Origin of the sequence: Pelagicoccus sp. SDUM812005, from assembly GCF_031127875.1 — a bacterium.
Classification (GTDB): domain Bacteria; phylum Verrucomicrobiota; class Verrucomicrobiia; order Opitutales; family Opitutaceae; genus Pelagicoccus.
The window spans coordinates 1-18,058 of the sequence record NZ_JARXIA010000026.1 but is presented as its reverse complement, the minus strand read 5'-3'; the positions used below and the strand labels follow the sequence as shown (position 1 = coordinate 18,058).

The window sequence follows — 18,058 nt, the reverse complement described above, 5'->3', positions numbered from 1 at the left end:
AAATAATTCAGGTATCCTCTTTTTTGTTACACGTTCAACGACACGCCCGCTTCAATTCGTGAGAATCGCACACACCTCGTAGGGCTGCCGCTCGCGGCGTGCCGTATGTTCCCGGTCGATCGAGCTCCTGCAATGCGGCGTGCCGCAAGCGGCAGCCCTACAAGACGCAACCGTACTGCATCGGAGCAATTGGAACAAACAGCTGCCCCTTTCATAAACATATTCGCTTCAGTCCTCGCCGACGGAGTCGGATCACTGCCGCGTAGCGGGTCCAGCGACGAAGGAGCGATGTTAAATCCAAGATCCTGCAAACGAAAACGTTTAAACAACGCTTCGCTTGACCCCTGCTGCGCAGGGCGAGGATCCGGTCTACGACCGGCGAGGAGTTTGAGTATGCCTTTCTTTCGACTACTCGCTTCGGTCCTCGCCGACGGAGTCGGATCATCGCCGCGCAGCGGGTCCAGCGACGAAGGAGCGATGTTAAATCCAAGATCCTGCAAACGAAAACGTTTAAACAACGCTTCGCTCGCCGCCTCCTGCGCAGGGCGAGGATCCAGTCTACGAGCGGCGAGGAGTTTGATTATGCCTTTCTTTCGACTACTCGCTTCGGTCCTTGCCGACGGAGTCGGATCATCGCCGGGCAGCGGGTCCAGCGACGAAGGAGCGATGTTAAATCCAAGATCCTGCAAACGAAAACGTTTAAACAACGCTTCGCTCGCCGCCTGCTGCGCAGGTAAACGAGCGGCTCCGGGACTGGCGCCTCTAAAACTAAGCATCCCGCAATTCCTCGCGAATCAGTTTTCCATCCTTGTATTCGCGGATCGACAACTTGATGTCTTCTCCTTCTTCCAAACCTTGAAACTTGATAACTTGGATACGACCATCCTTGAGCTTTACGGTGAGCTCGTTGGCTGACTTCGCCTCCACCGATTCGACGAGGCTTTCCGTTTCGTACGGCTCGATCACGGATAGATAGCGAGCTTCCTTGCCGCTGCTGCGCACGGCCAGAGTCTTGCGACGCTGCGATTCGTCGCCCAACGGAAAATCACCGCCGACCGTTGCCTTGAAACTCACGACCTCCATGCCCGACAGGTCAACCGTAACCACGCCCGCCTGCTTCGGGTCCTTCGGCTGGGCCGGCGTCGACTTGGCCATGGGGATACCCTGAATCTTAATCGGACCACCATAATAATCCTGGCCCTGCTGCGGTTGAATCACATTTTCGTAGCGCGCCGGTAAGGAAGAAATGAATACTTCGGAACCATCTTTCAGCACGAGACGAGCGTCCCCCCAGAAGAGCGTGTTGTTGCGCGGCTTTTCCGTACGGGAGCGAAGTACGAGTTCCTTCTTTCCCCGAAGGTCAGCTTCGATCTCCTTGGCCCCGAGGACCCAGGCGCCCGTACTGTCGTCCACAAGCGTTTCGCCATCGGCCGCGACCGTGTAGGCAAAGCGCTTGTTAACAGCGAAGTTTTCCGGAGCGGTTCCAATCATGATCTCCTTCTCAAGGGGCCAAGCATTGAACACGTCCATCTTGAGAACGCCGTCTTCGCTATTAGGCATGCGGGCGCCTTTGTTGTCCGCGCCTTCGCCCCAACGCGTTTCGAAGGAAGCGCGCGAAGCGCCATCAGCGCGATACCATTGGCAATCCGTGAAAAACTGAGCAGCGCTGAGGGGATCCGTATTCATCTGCCCCGTGTGGCGAACCTTTTCGAGCGAATCGCCCGTGATCCCTTGGAAGCCCTTTACGTGAATCAGCCAGTCGTAGGTATGCTCTTGCTCGGCGTCGTAATAATCCGCCAGCACCACATAGTCATCCGTCACCACCATCAAACGACGCTGCATAATCTCTTCCGTGTAGTCGGTGCAAAGCCCGTACTCCGGCTGGTCTTCCGGGATGAATAGAGAACGATTCTCCATTTCGGTCTTCTCCTTAAAGCTGATCCCTCCCAATTGACCATAGGTCATGCCGCCATAGGGAGGGTGGCTCCACCTCGAATTACTTTCCACTACGGTAGCCTGCATCATCTCGCCTTCGTGATAAAAAGTGCGGAAGCTTTCCCGCGGCTCCTGCTGCTTCTGGTCCACCACGACCATGTTCTTGGTCATCGAAGTCTGAACGAGGAACTTGTATAGGTAGGACTGATACCCGTACCAGAACATCTCCGGATTGTAGAAGCTGCGACCGTAGCGCATGAGGCTGATCAAATTCAGTCGGTCGAAGTGACCATGGTGTCCTCCATGCGAGCCGTAGTGCAATACCGCTTGGATCTGCTCCCGCTGTTCGCGGTTCGGTGTCTGGGAACGTAGCATCACCGCTCCGAAATTGTCAGCATAAGCCGATTGCGTCATCTTCTCGGAAGTCACCTGCGGCAGCTCCGGAACTCCGTAGAGCAAGTCGCGCTTTTCTCCTCGATTGATTACGGCAGCGTATTCGGGATCGCCATACATATAGTAGGCAAGCTCGTAGGGCTTCCCGGTAACGTAAGCTTCCTGGGCATCGTTGACCGCGAAAATCACCCCGCGGTAGTCGAGGAACGGAATAGCAGCATCCCACATGTCCTTGATCCCGATTGAATTCTGGTTGATGGAGCCCCATTTCTCGAACTCCATGCCGTGCAGCCCGCCTACCCGACGGCTGGCCTGCAAGGAGAAGTGCGGCGTAGTGCCGATCTGGAACTTGCGATCCTTGAGGTTCAATCCCCATGGCTCCAAAGCGAGGGCGATTTCAGAGAACTCGCTCGCCACCCAAGTATTGTAGCCAACCGCGCACTCATACCACCAGCCGTCGCCCATGATGCCGTGGTACATCTGGGCATAGAGGCCGGAATGGGAATTGAGCAGGGAATCGACCAGGGACCAATCCTGCAACGCCAGGGCGCAGTAGAAAGCGCCGGTCAGCTCCGCAACGTTCCAGTTACTGATCGCGCCGCGCGTATTTCCTTTTATGGTACGCTCCACGTAAAGTCGGAAGGTATGCTCGACCAAGCGATGCTCCTCCTCGGTGAAAACGCCGGAATCCCGAACCATGTCATAGGCGCGCCCCACTCCCTGGAAGAAAACGCCCTCGCCTACGAAGGAGTTAGATCCGCCGTGCAGCGTAACGGGATAGCCGTCCTCCATGCTGATCAAGCGACGGAATAGCTTCGCTACCTTCTCCGCGTATTCAACTTTCCCTGTCAACTGATAGGCCACTCCGCAGTCGTACAAGTGGCCGCCTTCGTGCTTGGTAAAAATCGGTTTATACTCGTTTCGGTTGTCGTGCTTCTCTACCGGAGCGCCAGCGGGAACCTCCCACTTGGAAACCTTCCGTTCCAGATCAGCCAACTCCTCAGCGGCCCAAGCGTAGTTGTCTACCTTGTCCCTGACCGCCTGCCACTTTTCAGCAGTGAACACGATGTTCGGAGTCGGAACCTTCACTGCAGTATGGAAGGCGATCGTCTCCGCGGCGCTCCCCTGCCCGTTCGGCACGGCCCTGACGACCTGCTTCTCGCGAATGCCTTGCGGCAACGAGGCCGGAATGGCTACGTCCAAAGTCACGGTTTTCACGTCGCCTGGCGACACTTTGAGCGAGGCAGTCGATAGCGACGCCGTCATGGATTCCCAGCCGACTCGTTCAACGAGCAACTGCACCGCCTGCACCTCATCAGTTGTATTGCCAATTTCGAATACATACTGGACCGATTCACCCGCAGGAGCGGAATGCCCTTGGACTTCCGCATCCAAAGCGATCTGCTCGCCCTTAAGAAGCTCTACCTTGCGAAGCTTGATCGACTTATTCTTTGCGGAGCTCGCCGAGATCTTCAGCTCTTTCACCGCCTGCAGGGTGTTGCCTAGCTGGCCAGCGTTCACATCGAAGAGGGCCCAAGGTAGGTAAACCTTTTGCCAACCTTGCCCATTCACCAAAACCTTCGCGGAGCTTGAAGGGTTCAGCTCCAAGTGGTCGAGCGGGTCTGTGTTGAAGGTAACGGACACCTCAGCAGCAGAGTCCTTTTCCAAATAAAGCTCGAAGGAAACGCCCGCATAGTCGTACCAATCCGCGGCGTCGCCCAGGAAGGGACGCAGCAAACCGGAGTAGCGACGGTTCATGTTCTCATAGGTGAAGGAAATCGAATCCCCACTCCGGATGGTTGCCACCCCGTTATCCAGATTCTCGATACCCACCCAATCGGATAGATCGGTTTTTCCAACCGATGTTCGTACCTCCGCCTGTCCCCATAGCGGAATCATTAGGGCCAAAATAGCTATCACCTGCTTCTTCATATCAATATCTCCAAAATTATATATTACACCTAGGGCTTCGCGTTCGTTCCTTCGTGCAGTTCTTTGCGAATCAACTTGCCGCCCTTGAACTCCTGAATCGTGGCCCGTAGGTCTTGCCCCTTTTCCAGTCCCCGAATCTCAATCACTTGCGTTCGACCGTCCTTGAGCGTGACCGTCAGTTTTTCAGCCGAGTCGGCTACAACCGAGGCTACCATGCTCTCCTTTTCGAAGGGCTCAATCACCGTAAGGTAGCGGGCTTGTTCTCCAGAGCTGCGGAAGCTGAGCGACTTGCGGCGCCACGTTTCGTCGCCCAACGGGTAGTCGCCCCCTATGCTGGCCTTGAAGCGAACCGCGTTAAGGCCCGCCAAATCCACTGTAATGGAGCCCAAGGCCCCTGACTTAAGCGGATTTGCGGGAACGCTCTCGGCGAACTGCTTTCCGGAAATTTTCACCGGACCACCATAATAGTCGACGCCGCTCGCGGGCCCATCGTCGATCTGCTCAAAGCGCAACATCAGCTCGGAGAGCTTCAGCTCCCTGCCGTCCGCCGTTACGATCACTGGATCTCCCCAAAAGAGCGTTTTCGGAGCATCCGAGTCGAACTCGGCTTTGCTAGTCAAGGTCAAGGTCTTCCGTCCTTCGATCGAAACATCGATTTCTTCCCTGCCCAATACCCACGCTCCGAACTTGCCAGAGGCCAGCTCCTCATCGTCGCCATTCACTGAATACCAGAACTTGCGATTCACGCCATGAGCTTCCGGCAGCGTACCGATCATTACCTCTCGGTCGCGCGGCCAGGCGGAGTAAACATCCATCTTCAGAACGCCTTCCTTGCCGTAAATTCGCGTGCCGGCATTGTCGGCGTCTTTGCCGAACTGCGTTTCGAAGCTGACCTTAGCGGTACCTTCGGCCTCATACCAGTTGCAATCCGTAATCAGCTGGGCCGACAGCACTGGGTCAGAATTCATCTGCTCCGTATGCCGCACCGATCCAATGCCGCCTTCCGCTTCGATTCCCTGGAAGCCCTTGATATTGAAAAGGCAATCGAAGGTGTGCTCCTCCGGCGACTCGAGATAGTCAGCCAGCACTACATAATCATCGGTCACCGCCATGAGGCGACGCTGGGTAACCCGCTCCGTGAAGGGGCCTAACCTGCCCCATTGCGGTTCGTTCTCAGGGACGGGCATGTAGCGCCCTTCCTCCCAGCATTTTTCTTGGAAGGTGTCGCCAGTAAACCACGGGTAGTTGATTCCTCCATACGGCGGGGCTGACCAACGGGCCTTGGTTTCGACAGCTGTCACCTGCATCAGCTCATCGGTGCTGAACATCAGCTTAAGGCTCTCCACTGCCTCCTGCTGCTTCATGTCGACCACGACCATATTGTGCGGCAAGGAGCTCTGCACGAAAAAGGCGTACATGAAATTTGGATACCCGTACCATATGTGCTCCGGATTGTAGAAGCTCCGCCCATAGCGCATCAGCGAATTCAAGGCGGTACGGTCGAAATGCCCGTGGTAGCCCCCATGGGTACCGTACTTCAAAACCGCCTGAATCCGTTCGCGAGGCTCCCCTTGCGTGGAGCGCAGCATGGCTTGTCCAACATTATCCGAAAAAGCAGAACCTTCTCCGAGCACCGGCGTATCGTCGGGTAGTTCCGGAACGCCGTAGATCAAGTCGCGCTTGCCCGAGCTCTTGACGAGGGCCGCATACTTCGGATCCCGGTAGGCGAAATAGGCGATCTCGTAGTAGTTCGCATCGAAGCGATTTTCCACCGCGTCGTTGTTGGCGAACATCACTCCGTCGTAATCGATGTACGGCAGCATGGCGTTCCACATGTCCTGGATTTTCACATACGGCTTGTAGACCGGTCCCCATTTTTGGAACGGCTTCCCGTAGATGATCTGCCGACGTTCATCAGCATCGACCGGGAAAATGCTGTATTCCTTCGAATAGCTTGCCGGAAAGGAGGCATGCAGGTAGTCCACTCCCCACGGCTGCAGGGCCAAGGCCAGCTGCGTAAACTCGCTGGTAACCCATCCATTGTAGCCGATGGCGCACTCGTACCACCAGCCATCGGCCATAATGCCATTGCTAACCTGATCGTAGAATCCACCCGGCCCCTCGACGAAACGCTCCACTGCGGCAAGATCCTGAATCGCCAGAGCGCAATAAACCGCCCCGCAGAGCTGAGCGACTTCCCAGTTTCCGGTAATGCCCTGGCTGATACTTTGATCGATGACGTAGAAATAGCGGCGAAAGGTTTGGGCGATGTTGGCGTGGTCCTGCTCCGTCAATACACCTGAGTTATAAATCGTGTCATAAGCCCAAGCGGTATGCTGGAAGAAGACACCCTCCTGCACTAGACTGCCGACGCTAGCTTGCAGCGTCTTCGGGTAGCCGGTTTCGGGATCGGAAAGGCGACGCAAGAACAAGGCCACCTTTTCCGCGTACTTCTTGTCGCCGCTTAGCTGCCATGCAACGGCCGCGCCGTAGGCGCTCTTTTCCTGGTCCTTGCCAAAGAGGTAAACCGAGTTGCTGGCTCGCGAAATTTTGGCCTGGTTCACTTCCGGAACCCGCCAGGCATCGGCTTTCTTCAGGTAATCCGCGGCTTCCTTTTTTGCCCATTCGACCGATTCCGCCTTTTGGCGCACCGCGTCCCAGCGCTCACGGTTATGGATGAGGTAAGGATGCGGCAGATAGGCTGCGGTGATGTATTCAATCTGCCCCGCGGGCTTGCCATTGGACATCGCTTGGATGGTCTGCGTTTCGCGTCCGCCCGGAGCGACGCGTTCCGAAACCGTAACGGTAATTTTGCATTCCTTGCTCTCGCCCGCTTGCAGCAAGAATTCCTTGGGCTCGATCCGGGTATCCATTACCTCGCGACCGCGAACGGAACGCGACAGGCTTACCGCTTGAGCCACATCCGCACAGTTTTCGATTCGAAGTCGATACTCCACCTGCTCTCCGCCCTCAGCCGAAGCGGAGCGGATCTCGCTCTCAAAATGGAGCGTGTCGGCCTTTACCAGCTTCAGCTTACGCAGCTTGATCGCGCCATCGCTCCCATCGGCAAAGGACGCCTGCAAGGAAAACGTCTTCACGCTCTCGAGAGCAAAAGGACGAGCCGCCGGCACGTTGAACGACTCCAGCGGAAGGGTCACGGTTTGCCAACCTTCACCCTGCAATCCGAATTCAGCGGTGAAGACATCCGTTACATCGGTGCTGCCCTTGTTCAGCTTGTAGGGCGCGTTCTCGATGGTCGCCCTAAGCTTCAGAACGGTATGCTGCGGCAAATACACATCGAACCGGATACCATAGAATCCCCGCCAGTTCGCGGCACTGTCGTTTACGAAGGAAAGACCATAGCGATATCCGCCCCGCTCACCATCTGGATACGTATAGGAAGCCTTGCCAGGAAGCGCCAGCGACGCCACCCCTGCGTCGGCCTCCAACGCTAGTCCGTCCCAGTCTTCTAGGTTCGAGACGCCGCCACGAGCAGCCGCCGAAACAATCCCCAAACAGCATAAACCGATTAAAATACAAAACAGCTTTTTCATAATTGTTAGGCCCTGTTAACAGGCGGCAAGGAAGGTCATCATCGCCCCCACTCCCACCGCAGTATTTTCGTCCTCTTGGAAAAACCGGGAGCAGGCTCCCTATGGCTCCACGACCTTCGCTCGGGTCCCGTTCTTCAAAGAAATGTTCTCAGCAACCGGGGCTCCGCCCTTCGCTTGGTAAAATGCATAGCCCTTATTCGTCGCCATCTCGATAGTGAAATCCTCAGGCACGTATTCGGGTTCCGCAACGGTCAGCACGATATCATGCCCCTTGCCGTTAACGGTCGCGAGAACCGTATTCGCCAAGCCATTACGGCTATCGAGGATTTCAAGCTCAACCTTGGCGTTTCGAGATCCATAGTAAGGACAGCTCAAGCCCTCCGCATAGCGCGCATTCACGCGACAGTTCTCGAGCGTGTCGCCGTTTCCGATGTTGAAGCCTGCAGCGACGCTGTCCGTCACTTCGCAGTCGATAACTACATCGGCTCCCGGACCGAGCCCCGTGCAGATCCCACGACGCATTTGCCGCACCGTGCATTTCCGAATGGTGGTATTGCCGGTGGGATGGTTCCCCTCCCCGCCATGCCCGTACATGCGAATCCCATCCTCGCTCAACGCGATTATCTCGTCTGGCAGGATCTCGCCCTCAAGCCCCACATTCACTCCCTCGACATAGGATCCAGTCCGAGCCTTGAAGTCGCGATCGTAGGCATAGCCGGAGTTTTCCAGCAAAATCTCATTGGTAGGCCTCAATAAGCCATCGACATGGCAGTCCTCGATAAGCGTATCCTCCGCACCTTGCACGAAAATGGCATGCCCCATCGCCCGCATATGCACGTGGCAACCGATCAGCTTAGAATTCTTCGCCGGCCAACCCACTCGAATGCCATTCATCTTACGCACGTCGCCTCCCCCGAGGCCGTACAAGCTTCCGTAGCCCCAAGGGCTGGATCCCGACGTAGTGATATCTACATTACGAAGCTCCACGTTCGAGCCTACGACGTTAAAAATCTTGTTCCGACTCTGGGCGCTCGCCTCAGGCCCGACATTTCGGGTGGTGAGCCCCTCAAATACAATGCCGTCCCCGATCAAATCGATCACGCAGTAAAAGCCGTCCTTGCCCGGCACCACCCCGAACTTGCTGAACAGCTTGTTGTCGATCTCGAAGGTCACGCCACTCAGGTCGTAATGCGAGCCGTCGCCCGTAAACCGAATGAAATGATGGTCGTCCGCCTCGTCCAGACGATAGGTTCCCGGCTCCATCCTGACCCGAACGCCGGACTGCGACGCGTACGACTTCAGCTCAGCGATCGAATCGATGCGGACGAATGCTTCTTCCTGAGCGGCCCAGGAAATCCACGTGGGCAGAAATACTGCGAGAAACAGAAAAGTCTTGGAAACGGTTTTCATAACAACTGGGGGAATCATGTCCACTCGCCCCGCGCGCAACGATCCCTCCAAATTCGAGGCAGGGGCGGGCGTTCAGGGAAACAGGGGATCAAACCTCAATCTATGCAAATCGGCTCTGCCACACACGACACAAGCCAATGTTACACTGGTAACCTCCTGAAAATCGCAAAACCCGGGAAGAAAATCGCTCGAATCGAACTCGAAGTGGAGCAAGGAGGCAGTCCTCGTGCCGCCGGCCAACATAAAGAAAAACGGCTCCAGCGGAAAGCTGGAGCCGTCTCCTTGTAGCAATCTTCTAGCTACAGCTACTCTGCATCGGGATAATAAGAGCCCGGAGGAATTACCGTATCCTTCTCAATCATCACGCCACGGCCGATGTAGGAACCGGCGCCGATCAACACGTTCTTCTTGATGGTCGCGTTGTCGCCGATGACGACCTCGTCTTCGATCACCGTATCCTTGTCGATATCCACGCCGTCACCGACAAAGACATCGTTGCCGATCGAAACGGTCTTCTTGATCTTGGAGTTCTCGCCCACTGCGAAATCGTTTCCGATGATGACATCCTTATGGATCTCCACGCCGGCTCCGATATTCACATGGTCGCCGATCACAACGTCCTTGTGGATCGAAACCCCAGATCCGATCAGCGGAGCGTAAAGGATTACCACGCTGGAGTCGATGTTCACGTCAGCGGCCACGCACAAGTCACCGTAGCCGTCACCATTGAGGTCGACCTGATTCGTATTCGGAATGGTAGGACAGTTGTCCCACTCGTCCTCAATGCCGTCTCCGTCATCATCCAAATCGGCGTTGTTGCCGATACCGTCCCCATCGAGGTCTTCGGACTCAGTCGGGTCGAGCGGAAAGGCGTCCTCGGAATCGGCTACCCCGTCGTTGTCGTCGTCGAGGTCAGCGTTGTTTCCGATGCCGTCACCGTCGCTGTCCGCCCACTCGCTTGGGTCTTCAGGGAATGCGTCGGAGCCGTCGAGGACGCCATCCTCATCGGTATCACCTTCTTCCAGCACGAAGCGAAACCAATTCAAGTTCCACCCGCCTTTGGCAATGTCGAGACGCATATAGCGGCCCCCCTTGGATAAGAACACGGTCTCCCCCGAGCTTACAGTTTCCCAGTTCTGCCAGTTTCCGGTTGAAGGAAAGCTCACCTCGTCGAGCAAGTCTCCATCAACACTCAGGGCCAACGCGCCGGAACTGCGGCCCGCCACGCGGTATTCGAGGGAATAGAGACCGCTCACCGGAAATTCGACCGAGTACTCGGCGAAATCTCCCGTGTCGATATAAGCCACGTTTAGCCCCCCACCCACGTCTCTGGTAGTCTCCGTTCTCAAGCCCGACTGGTTCACCCAGTCCTCGCCTTCCACAAGAACCGTTACCGGCACGGGGGTCACGACTACGACTCGGGAAACTTCCGACGCTGCCGCAAAGAACGAGTCTCCGGCCTGAGAGGCCGTGATCGTGGCGGTTCCCACCCCATTTAACTGTAGTTTCCCGTCCAATACGCTAGCAACGCTAGGGTCCGAGCTCAGGTAACTGATCTCGAGTCCAGAAGTGGCAACAGCTTCAATCGGATAGTCGAAATCGCCCACCTGCAACTCCGGAAAACCGCTGAATTCGATCGTCTGCTTGATCTTGCTCGGACTCGGAGCTCCGATCGCTCCCGCATAAAGGAACTGGAACCAGTTAAAATTCCATCCGCTTCCATCAACCTCAATGCGTACGGTGTAGTCACCCGCTTCGATCGGCAGGTAGTTGCCTGAGTGCACCGTTTCCCAGTCCTGCCAGCCCCCGGTCGGAGCGAAGCTGAGACCATCCACTACCTCGTCGTTGAGCTTTAGATCAAATGATCCGCCGTTGTCGCGACTCGCGACTCGGTACGCGAGGAGGTACTGACCGCTGCGTGGAATCGAAACGCTGTATTCCATGTAGTCCCCTGCGTCGATTCGGCCCACGTTCCGGCCGCCACCAAAATCGGTGGTATTTTCGACGCTGACCCCAAGCTGACTCGAAAAGTCCTCTGCCTCGAATTTCAGGCTTGGCTCAGGCCGAACAACCAACGCTCGAATAAAGTCCGAAGCAGGATAGTAGCTTCCATTGCCCGCTTGCGAAGCAGTCAGCAAGGTGGTGCCCTCACCCACAATCTGTACGACTCCACCGGATACAACCGCAACTGACGGATTCGAACTCTCGATGTCTACTGGCAACCCGGAACTCGCAGTCACTGCCAGGTCAATGTCCGGATCACTGACGATCGCAGGCTCCAAAGCATCGAACTCGATGAACTGAAAGGACTTTTCCGGCGGGTTCCCGCCGAGCGGCTCGACCAGTGCCAATCGAAACCAATTGATGTTCCAACCAGATCCTTCGGCCGTGATACGAATCGTGTGCGTCCCCGCCGAGAACTCGACAGGCGTCTTGCTACCGACCGTCTCGAAGAATTGCCAACCTCCTGTCGGCAAACTCGCTAAGGAATCGATCACGACACCATCTCGAGTCACCGACAAGGCAGCTCCATTGTCCCGCGAGGCAACGCGGTACTGCAGGACATAGGTACCGGCCAGAGGCACTTCCACCTCGTACTCCATGTAATCGCCCTCTTCAATGTAACCTAGGTTCAGGCTGCCATCGTCTTCGGTCAATTCCGTCCGCGTACCCGACTGGGCAACGTAGGATTCCGCCTCGACCTTTACCGACGAGCCGCGTGGGTTGACCTGAAAAACGCGGGATACGTCTCGGGCCGCGTTGTACACGACACTGCCTGCTTGACTCGCGGTAATCGTTGCCACGCCTTCTCCCACAGCGTGTAGGGTCCTTCCGGATACGGTCGCGACTTCTTCATTGGAATTCGCGTAACGAACCGCTAGCCCGGAACTTGCTTGGGCCTCCAAGTAAACCGCCGGTTCGCCCAGCTCCACGATCGGCAACGCAGGAAACGCGATCGACTGATCCAGCTTGCTCACCAAGTCCACTGTCACGCTATCTAGGTTCACGACATTGCTGGCTCCGCCGACAGTGATCGTCATCGCTTGCACTCCTTGCGTCAGGCTCACGTTGCTAGCCAGCTCAAGATCAACCCAATTCTGGGAACCACCGGTAGCGGGGACCTCAATCGGTCCAGCGAGATCCACACCTCCAAACGATACACTCAAGGTACCACCCGCCGCGAGGCCAGAAACCCGAGCGCTCAGGTTGTACGCCGCATTCCCCGGCACGCTCACCGTGTAGACGAGGTATTCGCCCGCTTCCATCGAAACGACCGCATTGCCACCGTCCGGCAGCGCCTCGATGTCTACGCTCTCATCCGTTCGGTAGGCGCCGCCGGAGTTGCCAACTGTAGTGTCATGGTAAATGCGCCCCTCGCCGCTGACCGGCGAATAGTCGAAATTTTCAGCTTCGATGGTGGCCGGCAAACTATGCATCGAGAAAATTGGCAAGCCCTCTTCGTTGAAACCGCTGATCGGATCTCCATAACAAAGCTCTGGGCGCCGGAAGGTAAGCGCCCCCCAGCCGAGATATCCATTGTCAGTCGAAGGCCCTTCGTACTGTCCGTCGACCTCATAGGAATAGTCTCTCGCGCGGGCTAGCCATTTGGCATCGCTGTCCGTGCTCTTGAACCCCCGCCCCACATAGTGCGCCAATGGTAGCTCGAAGGTGTTCTGGTTGTAGAATTGGCCGCGGGTGATTCGCGTGTAGTCGGAAGCCAAGTACGGATTGATCTTCAAAGACTTGGTGCGGGCCGTCCGATCGACTCGTTGGATAAATTCGCCAGACTCGACAGTCGGCTCCCAAGGAGAAGCCTGATCTGGGTAGGACTGCAGGTAGGAAACGTTGTAGCGAAGCGTATACTCGAGTCCGAGCAGAGTCCGGGAGTCGGCATGCCCCCAAAGGTCGTCGCCTTGGTTCCAAGCCATTTCGCCCAAAGAGCAAAGCAGTCCAATTCCATAGATCGTATGTCCCTGGTCGCGCGAGCTCTCCTCGCATTGTCCATTCTCCCAGATGTAATGGGTCATGACGCCATTGAAGCCATAGTCCGGGATCGAATCGTCTTCCGTCATCGAATAGGAAATACGGTATTCCGTCTCCTCGATCACATCGCCTTGGATATTGGGTCCCGGTGGGTAAGGAAGGTCATCCGCACGCGCGGGCAAGCCACTCACATAGCGAAGGGCGCGATCGTACATGATCTCGTTATCGAGAAAAACGCCCATCGCCATTACCGCTCGAATGGCGCTCAATTCCTGATTGCCAGCACGGGCTCGGTCGAACTTGTAGCAGCGCCAGTACCACGTCCCTTGCGTCCTCAAGTCCGTAGGAACCTCGGTGGTTGAGTATCCTGGATACACCAACATGTCCTTGAACTTCTGGATATCCTCCTCCAGCCACCCGTCGTAAGTGCTCTTAATCAGTTCCGCCGCTTCGACCATGACATAGATCATGCTCCCGCTTAGAGCTTCCGTGCCACCTGCCTGAACGTAGGTAAGTCCGGTCCATGCGTTAAATATCTCGACCGCCTTCTGAGCATGCCGCTCGTCACCCTCGATGCACCAACGCAAGGCGTTGTAGTAGGCGGCGCGACTGTCGTCTACCCACTTGTTCTTGTTAGTTCGCGGCGCGTCGCGGTAAACGACCGTCAAAGACGGATCCCCCTGCACGACATAGTCAAAGCTCGCCTTCGGATCGGCGCAAAACTCCTGATAGGAGGTATACCACGGATCGACTTTAGCTTCGATCATGTCTCGCATACGGTGCAGGTCAGACTGCTTGTGCGACAGCCCGGGATGCACGAACTGGGCGTGCATGGTTGAAAGAAAAAGAAACAGAGCGGCGCAAAGGCTGCCGTACATTCTCATTTTTTTTGACATAATGAATGTTGGGTTCGCTGTCGTTCATCCACGAACGCTCGACAGTCTCCCGATCCCGTATTCCCAACACGTCAGAACAGATTTAAACACGATCCACCAAGAGAGGATATCTCTTGATTCGATGTCGCGCTTATGTTTCGAGAAACGAGTTGGGTAAGTCGGATCCTAGAGCTACGAGTACTCCGCGATGAAGGTGAAGGGGTTAAGTGAGGCAGCCAAGACACTCAGCCCTTCCCGATCCAACATCACTTCCTTTTTCATTTAATTTGGTAAACAAATAAGGACCGCCGCCCATGCTGACCCTAGTTCGTACTCACCTTCTGAATACACCTTCTCTTGATCCAGCTAGAAGAACCCCGCAGGAATCGCGTCCTACTCGAACACCATTCCATGGCCGACGTGGGACCGGCAGCGATCAACGTGAGCTTCTAAAATTCGAAAAAACCGACCGAAAAACTCTCCGACCGAAAAACGAAAAGCCCCTGTGGAAAAATCCACAGGGGCAGCAATTATGATGAATCTGGACTTTCTCTTTAGAAGGAGAAGGTATTCGTGAGCGAGATACGGCGCGGTTCCTTTATGTTCACCGCATTGGAGAGGAGCTCAGAAGTCTCGTCCCCACGGATCGCATAGAAGAAGTTACGATCAGTGTAGTTCTGCGAGTTGAACAGGTTGTTTACGTTCAGCTGCACTTTCCACTTCACGTCGCGTTCGGCGATCTTGATCTTCTTAGAATAGTTCCAGAAGAAGTTAACATTGGTCGTATCATCCGTATAGAAAGGACGGTCGTAGTCGTACGACCCATCCGTATTCCTGAAGAAGTTCGACTTTTGCTTGCCGCGCCAGGCGATATTGACTCCCGTTTCATGCCCTCTCAAAGCGCCATCACGGAAGCGGTACTTAGCAAGGCCCTTCGCTGTCCAAAGAGGAGCATTGAAGTTAGGAATGCCTTCCTGCCCTTCTCTGGTTGCGAGACCATCCAGAATGTTTTGGAAGTGCTCAGCAGCGGTCGTCGTCGATTCCGATTCGTTGTTCAAGGCATTCGGATTAGCGGCTACGAAAGCGGCAAGCGAATCGAGATTTTCGTTGATCCACCCCATCCACACGGAGGCTATATTGGTGGCTACCTGCTCGTTGTAGCTCACAGCAAGACGAAGACTCAAGCCATCGACCGGCGAACCGGATAGAGTCACCTCGTGACCGCGGGAACGGAAATCGCGAAGGTCCCAGCCCTCTCCGAACTCGAATACATTGGTAACCGGCATACCACTTTGAATCATCATCTTCAAGATGTTCTCGGCGTCGCCATCCTTAATTCCCATGCGGCTTGACTGCAGAGCTTGGTTAGTTGTCGCCGTGTTGTAGCGAGTGTACTCTACGCGAAGCTTGTTTTCGAACAGGTTGAAACGCAGACCATAGTCTTCGCTCTCGCCTTCGGAATTCGGCATTACCTGCCCAAAAACCCCGGTACGATTGGGAGAACCGCTAATATTCGAAGCAGCATTGGCTACCAAAGCAATATCCGGAGTTAGCTTAAACACCGCGCCAACATTTCGCGACACACCATCAACCACATCCCAAGGGGTCGATGGAAACGAGGTCGGGACGATATCGTCCGTCAAGACTGGCGTGAAACCTTCCGTTTCCGCGTCTTCCTTCGTGTAGTGCTCAAACATCGTGTAACGATCCTGCATGGCAGGATTCTGACCGAAGTTGACTACATATTGCTCAACTTCCTCCGCACGGTACCCGAAGCTCGTAATCAGGCGACTGCGGAAGAAATTGCTTTGAGCGACGAACATATTGGAGGTCGTATCGATCGAACTCGCCCCCGTAGATCCGACTCCATCAAACAGTTCCCAAGTATATCCATCAGCGCTGAATACTCCCGTCCGGTGTATATAACGCAGGTCTTCTGGCATATCGTCCGCCGTGAGAGCGCTCAAGTCGTGGCCCAAATAGGTACGCGTGTACAAGCGATGGGTACCGAGATCCACGTCCGTCAATGGTAGAGACCCATCCGGAGTCTCCGTCATCAACATCGACTGGCGAACGTTGATATTGCTCACAACTTCATTCGAATGCATTACCGCGAAGTTGTGTTTGCCGAGGTACTTGTTGCGCTCTTCGAGATCCAGCTCGTAAGCGAGAGTAGCCGTATACGTCTCAGACTCGTTCGTACGGTCCAAGAAGTTATAGTTGGTATTCTCGACATAGAATTCACCAACATGAGGATTAAGCGTTACGCCATCCTGCAAGTAGTAGTTAGGATCTCGATACAGTTGACGATGACGATGCTGGTACTGTACCCGCTTGTTTTCAGTCTTTCCGTAGGCAAGCATCAGGTACAGATCGTCTCTCAACTTCTGCTCGATATTCAGGTCGATAGCCTCCGTATCAACTTCAGCTCCTCCGTTGAGCCCCGTAGGGTTCAGGTCCTTCGGCCAAGCGTCTACAAGGAAGTTTCGTTGACCATCCGTCAGCGCTGTGTCACGGGTACGATCCGTCCAGGCGCTGCCGCGCATGTCCATGACCTGTCCATCAGCTAGCGTGAAACGATAGTTCGGTTGATTCCTAACGTCGTTGATCGTCGCAAGGTTCGAGTACATTTCCATACCCCAGTTGCGCAATGGCTGTCCACTGAGGCTACCGCCTGGCTCAACGACCGTACCGTCCGACAACACCGTACCGTTCGGGAAGTAGAGCGTTGTGTTTCGGTTGTTGTCGTCTACCTCACGAGTAACGGGAGAACCAAGCTCGTCCCAACGCGAATAGTAGTCGATTAAGGTACCGTAATGTGAAGCCGGACGAAAAACATCCTCCGCCCGCGACTCGTAACTCCCCGTGATCACCGTATTCTCGAGAGGACGATACGTCGCGCTCAAATAGATTCCGTTACGAGCCTGGTAACTCGGTCTTTCATAGTACTTTTTGGTATCATCGAAAGCGCCGTAGAAAATACCCAAGGTATCCTCTATCAAGGTCTTCGACCCCGTTACTTGGTACCGCATCGAACCGAAACTGTCCGCGGAAACGCTTATATTCGTACTGTCCTTGCTGCCCAAGTTGTAACGTTTCGTGAAGAAGCTTACTGAGCCCCCACCTGGACCAGAACCGAAAAGAATGGCATTCGGCCCCTTCGAGGCAATGAAACGAGTGGAATTATAGGAGTCGAACGTCATGTTGCTCGCGGCAAAGTTTCGCAAGCTCTTCACGCCCACGAACCCACGTATCTTATAAGACGCTCCCGACTCATAAACGCCGGACAGGAAGGAGTCGTCACGACTCTCCATGTTTGAAACAATATCGAAGAGCTCTTCCTGCTCAGTGATATTGAAATCCTCCATCATCTCAGGAGTGATAACGTCAAGCGGAACGGTGACGTCATCCAGACTGATTTTCATGCGGCTTCCCGTAAGGGAATGCTTCGCACGATAACCAGTATCATTTGAACCATCTACAGTGAAAGGAGTGAGCTCGAAGATCTCTTCCTCCATCGCTGAACCGTCGTCCTGCGCAAGTGCAGAAGTCAAGAGTGCGCTCGCAAGAACGAAGGGCACGGCTTTAGTAGGGCTTTTCATATAGGATCTTTTATATGTGGGGTTGTAGTTTGCTTTAGCGAGCTCGGCAGATCAAAATCCGAACACGACTAGTGGTAGCAAAAATTATACACCCACCCCTAGAACGGTTTTAAACCCTTTGAGTACTTACACTGGTAACTTTTCAATCTTTTTGCTCATGAATATGAAGGCCTTTCGAAGATGTAAATTAGACTCTTCCGATACGACAGGTGCAAAGCCTCCAACCTCGCCGATAAGAAACAAGGAAATGGGCGTACGCTCGCAACCTTAGATCACAATCGATACTATGCTCCCAACTTCTCGAAAGACCCCGACACGACAAACAATCGCGCCCCAACAAGGACAACGAACACCGAACACTCTCTCACCTACC

General features: G+C 55.0%; 6 protein-coding genes. All 6 read right to left on the bottom strand.

Going from position 1 to position 18,058, the window contains the following annotated elements:
• Positions 1-26: 26 nt before the first annotated feature.
• Entirely contained in the window at positions 27-776 is a 750-nt protein-coding gene (locus tag QEH57_RS22450) for a hypothetical protein (protein WP_309009041.1), read from the bottom strand.
• On the bottom strand, positions 769-4,227 hold the full coding sequence (locus tag QEH57_RS22445; protein WP_309009040.1) for an alginate lyase family protein: 3,459 nt from the start codon (positions 4,225-4,227) through the stop codon (positions 769-771). Before QEH57_RS22445 ends, QEH57_RS22450 begins: the two co-directional genes overlap by 8 nt.
• 62 nt (positions 4,228-4,289) lie before the next feature.
• Positions 4,290-7,814, bottom strand: a complete 3,525-nt coding sequence (locus QEH57_RS22440; protein ID WP_309009039.1) for a hypothetical protein — start codon at positions 7,812-7,814, stop codon at positions 4,290-4,292.
• Between the two features lie 99 nt (positions 7,815-7,913).
• Positions 7,914-9,224 (bottom strand): hypothetical protein, encoded by a 1,311-nt coding sequence (locus QEH57_RS22435; RefSeq protein WP_309009038.1) that lies wholly within the window; start codon positions 9,222-9,224, stop codon positions 7,914-7,916.
• Positions 9,225-9,529: 305 nt separating this feature from the next.
• On the bottom strand, positions 9,530-14,104 hold the full coding sequence (locus QEH57_RS22430; protein WP_309009037.1) for a carbohydrate-binding protein: 4,575 nt from the start codon (positions 14,102-14,104) through the stop codon (positions 9,530-9,532).
• A 533-nt stretch (positions 14,105-14,637) separates the two neighbouring features.
• Positions 14,638-17,508, bottom strand: a complete 2,871-nt coding sequence (locus tag QEH57_RS22425) for a hypothetical protein (RefSeq protein WP_309009036.1) — start codon at positions 17,506-17,508, stop codon at positions 14,638-14,640.
• Between the last annotated feature and the right edge of the window lie 550 nt (positions 17,509-18,058).

Excerpts from the sequence above, each read along its gene's own strand:
- QEH57_RS22425 (WP_309009036.1), bottom strand. The coding sequence starts at position 17,508 with ATGAAAATCAGTCTGGATGACGTCACCGTTCCGCTTGACGTTATCACT.
- QEH57_RS22450 (WP_309009041.1), bottom strand. The coding sequence starts at position 776 with ATGCTTAGTTTTAGAGGCGCCAGTCCCGGAGCCGCTCGTTTACCTGCG.
- QEH57_RS22430 (WP_309009037.1), bottom strand. The coding sequence starts at position 14,104 with ATGTCAAAAAAAATGAGAATGTACGGCAGCCTTTGCGCCGCTCTGTTT.
- QEH57_RS22440 (WP_309009039.1), bottom strand. The coding sequence starts at position 7,814 with ATGAAAAAGCTGTTTTGTATTTTAATCGGTTTATGCTGTTTGGGGATT.
- QEH57_RS22445 (WP_309009040.1), bottom strand. The coding sequence starts at position 4,227 with ATGATTCCGCTATGGGGACAGGCGGAGGTACGAACATCGGTTGGAAAA.
- QEH57_RS22435 (WP_309009038.1), bottom strand. The coding sequence starts at position 9,224 with ATGAAAACCGTTTCCAAGACTTTTCTGTTTCTCGCAGTATTTCTGCCC.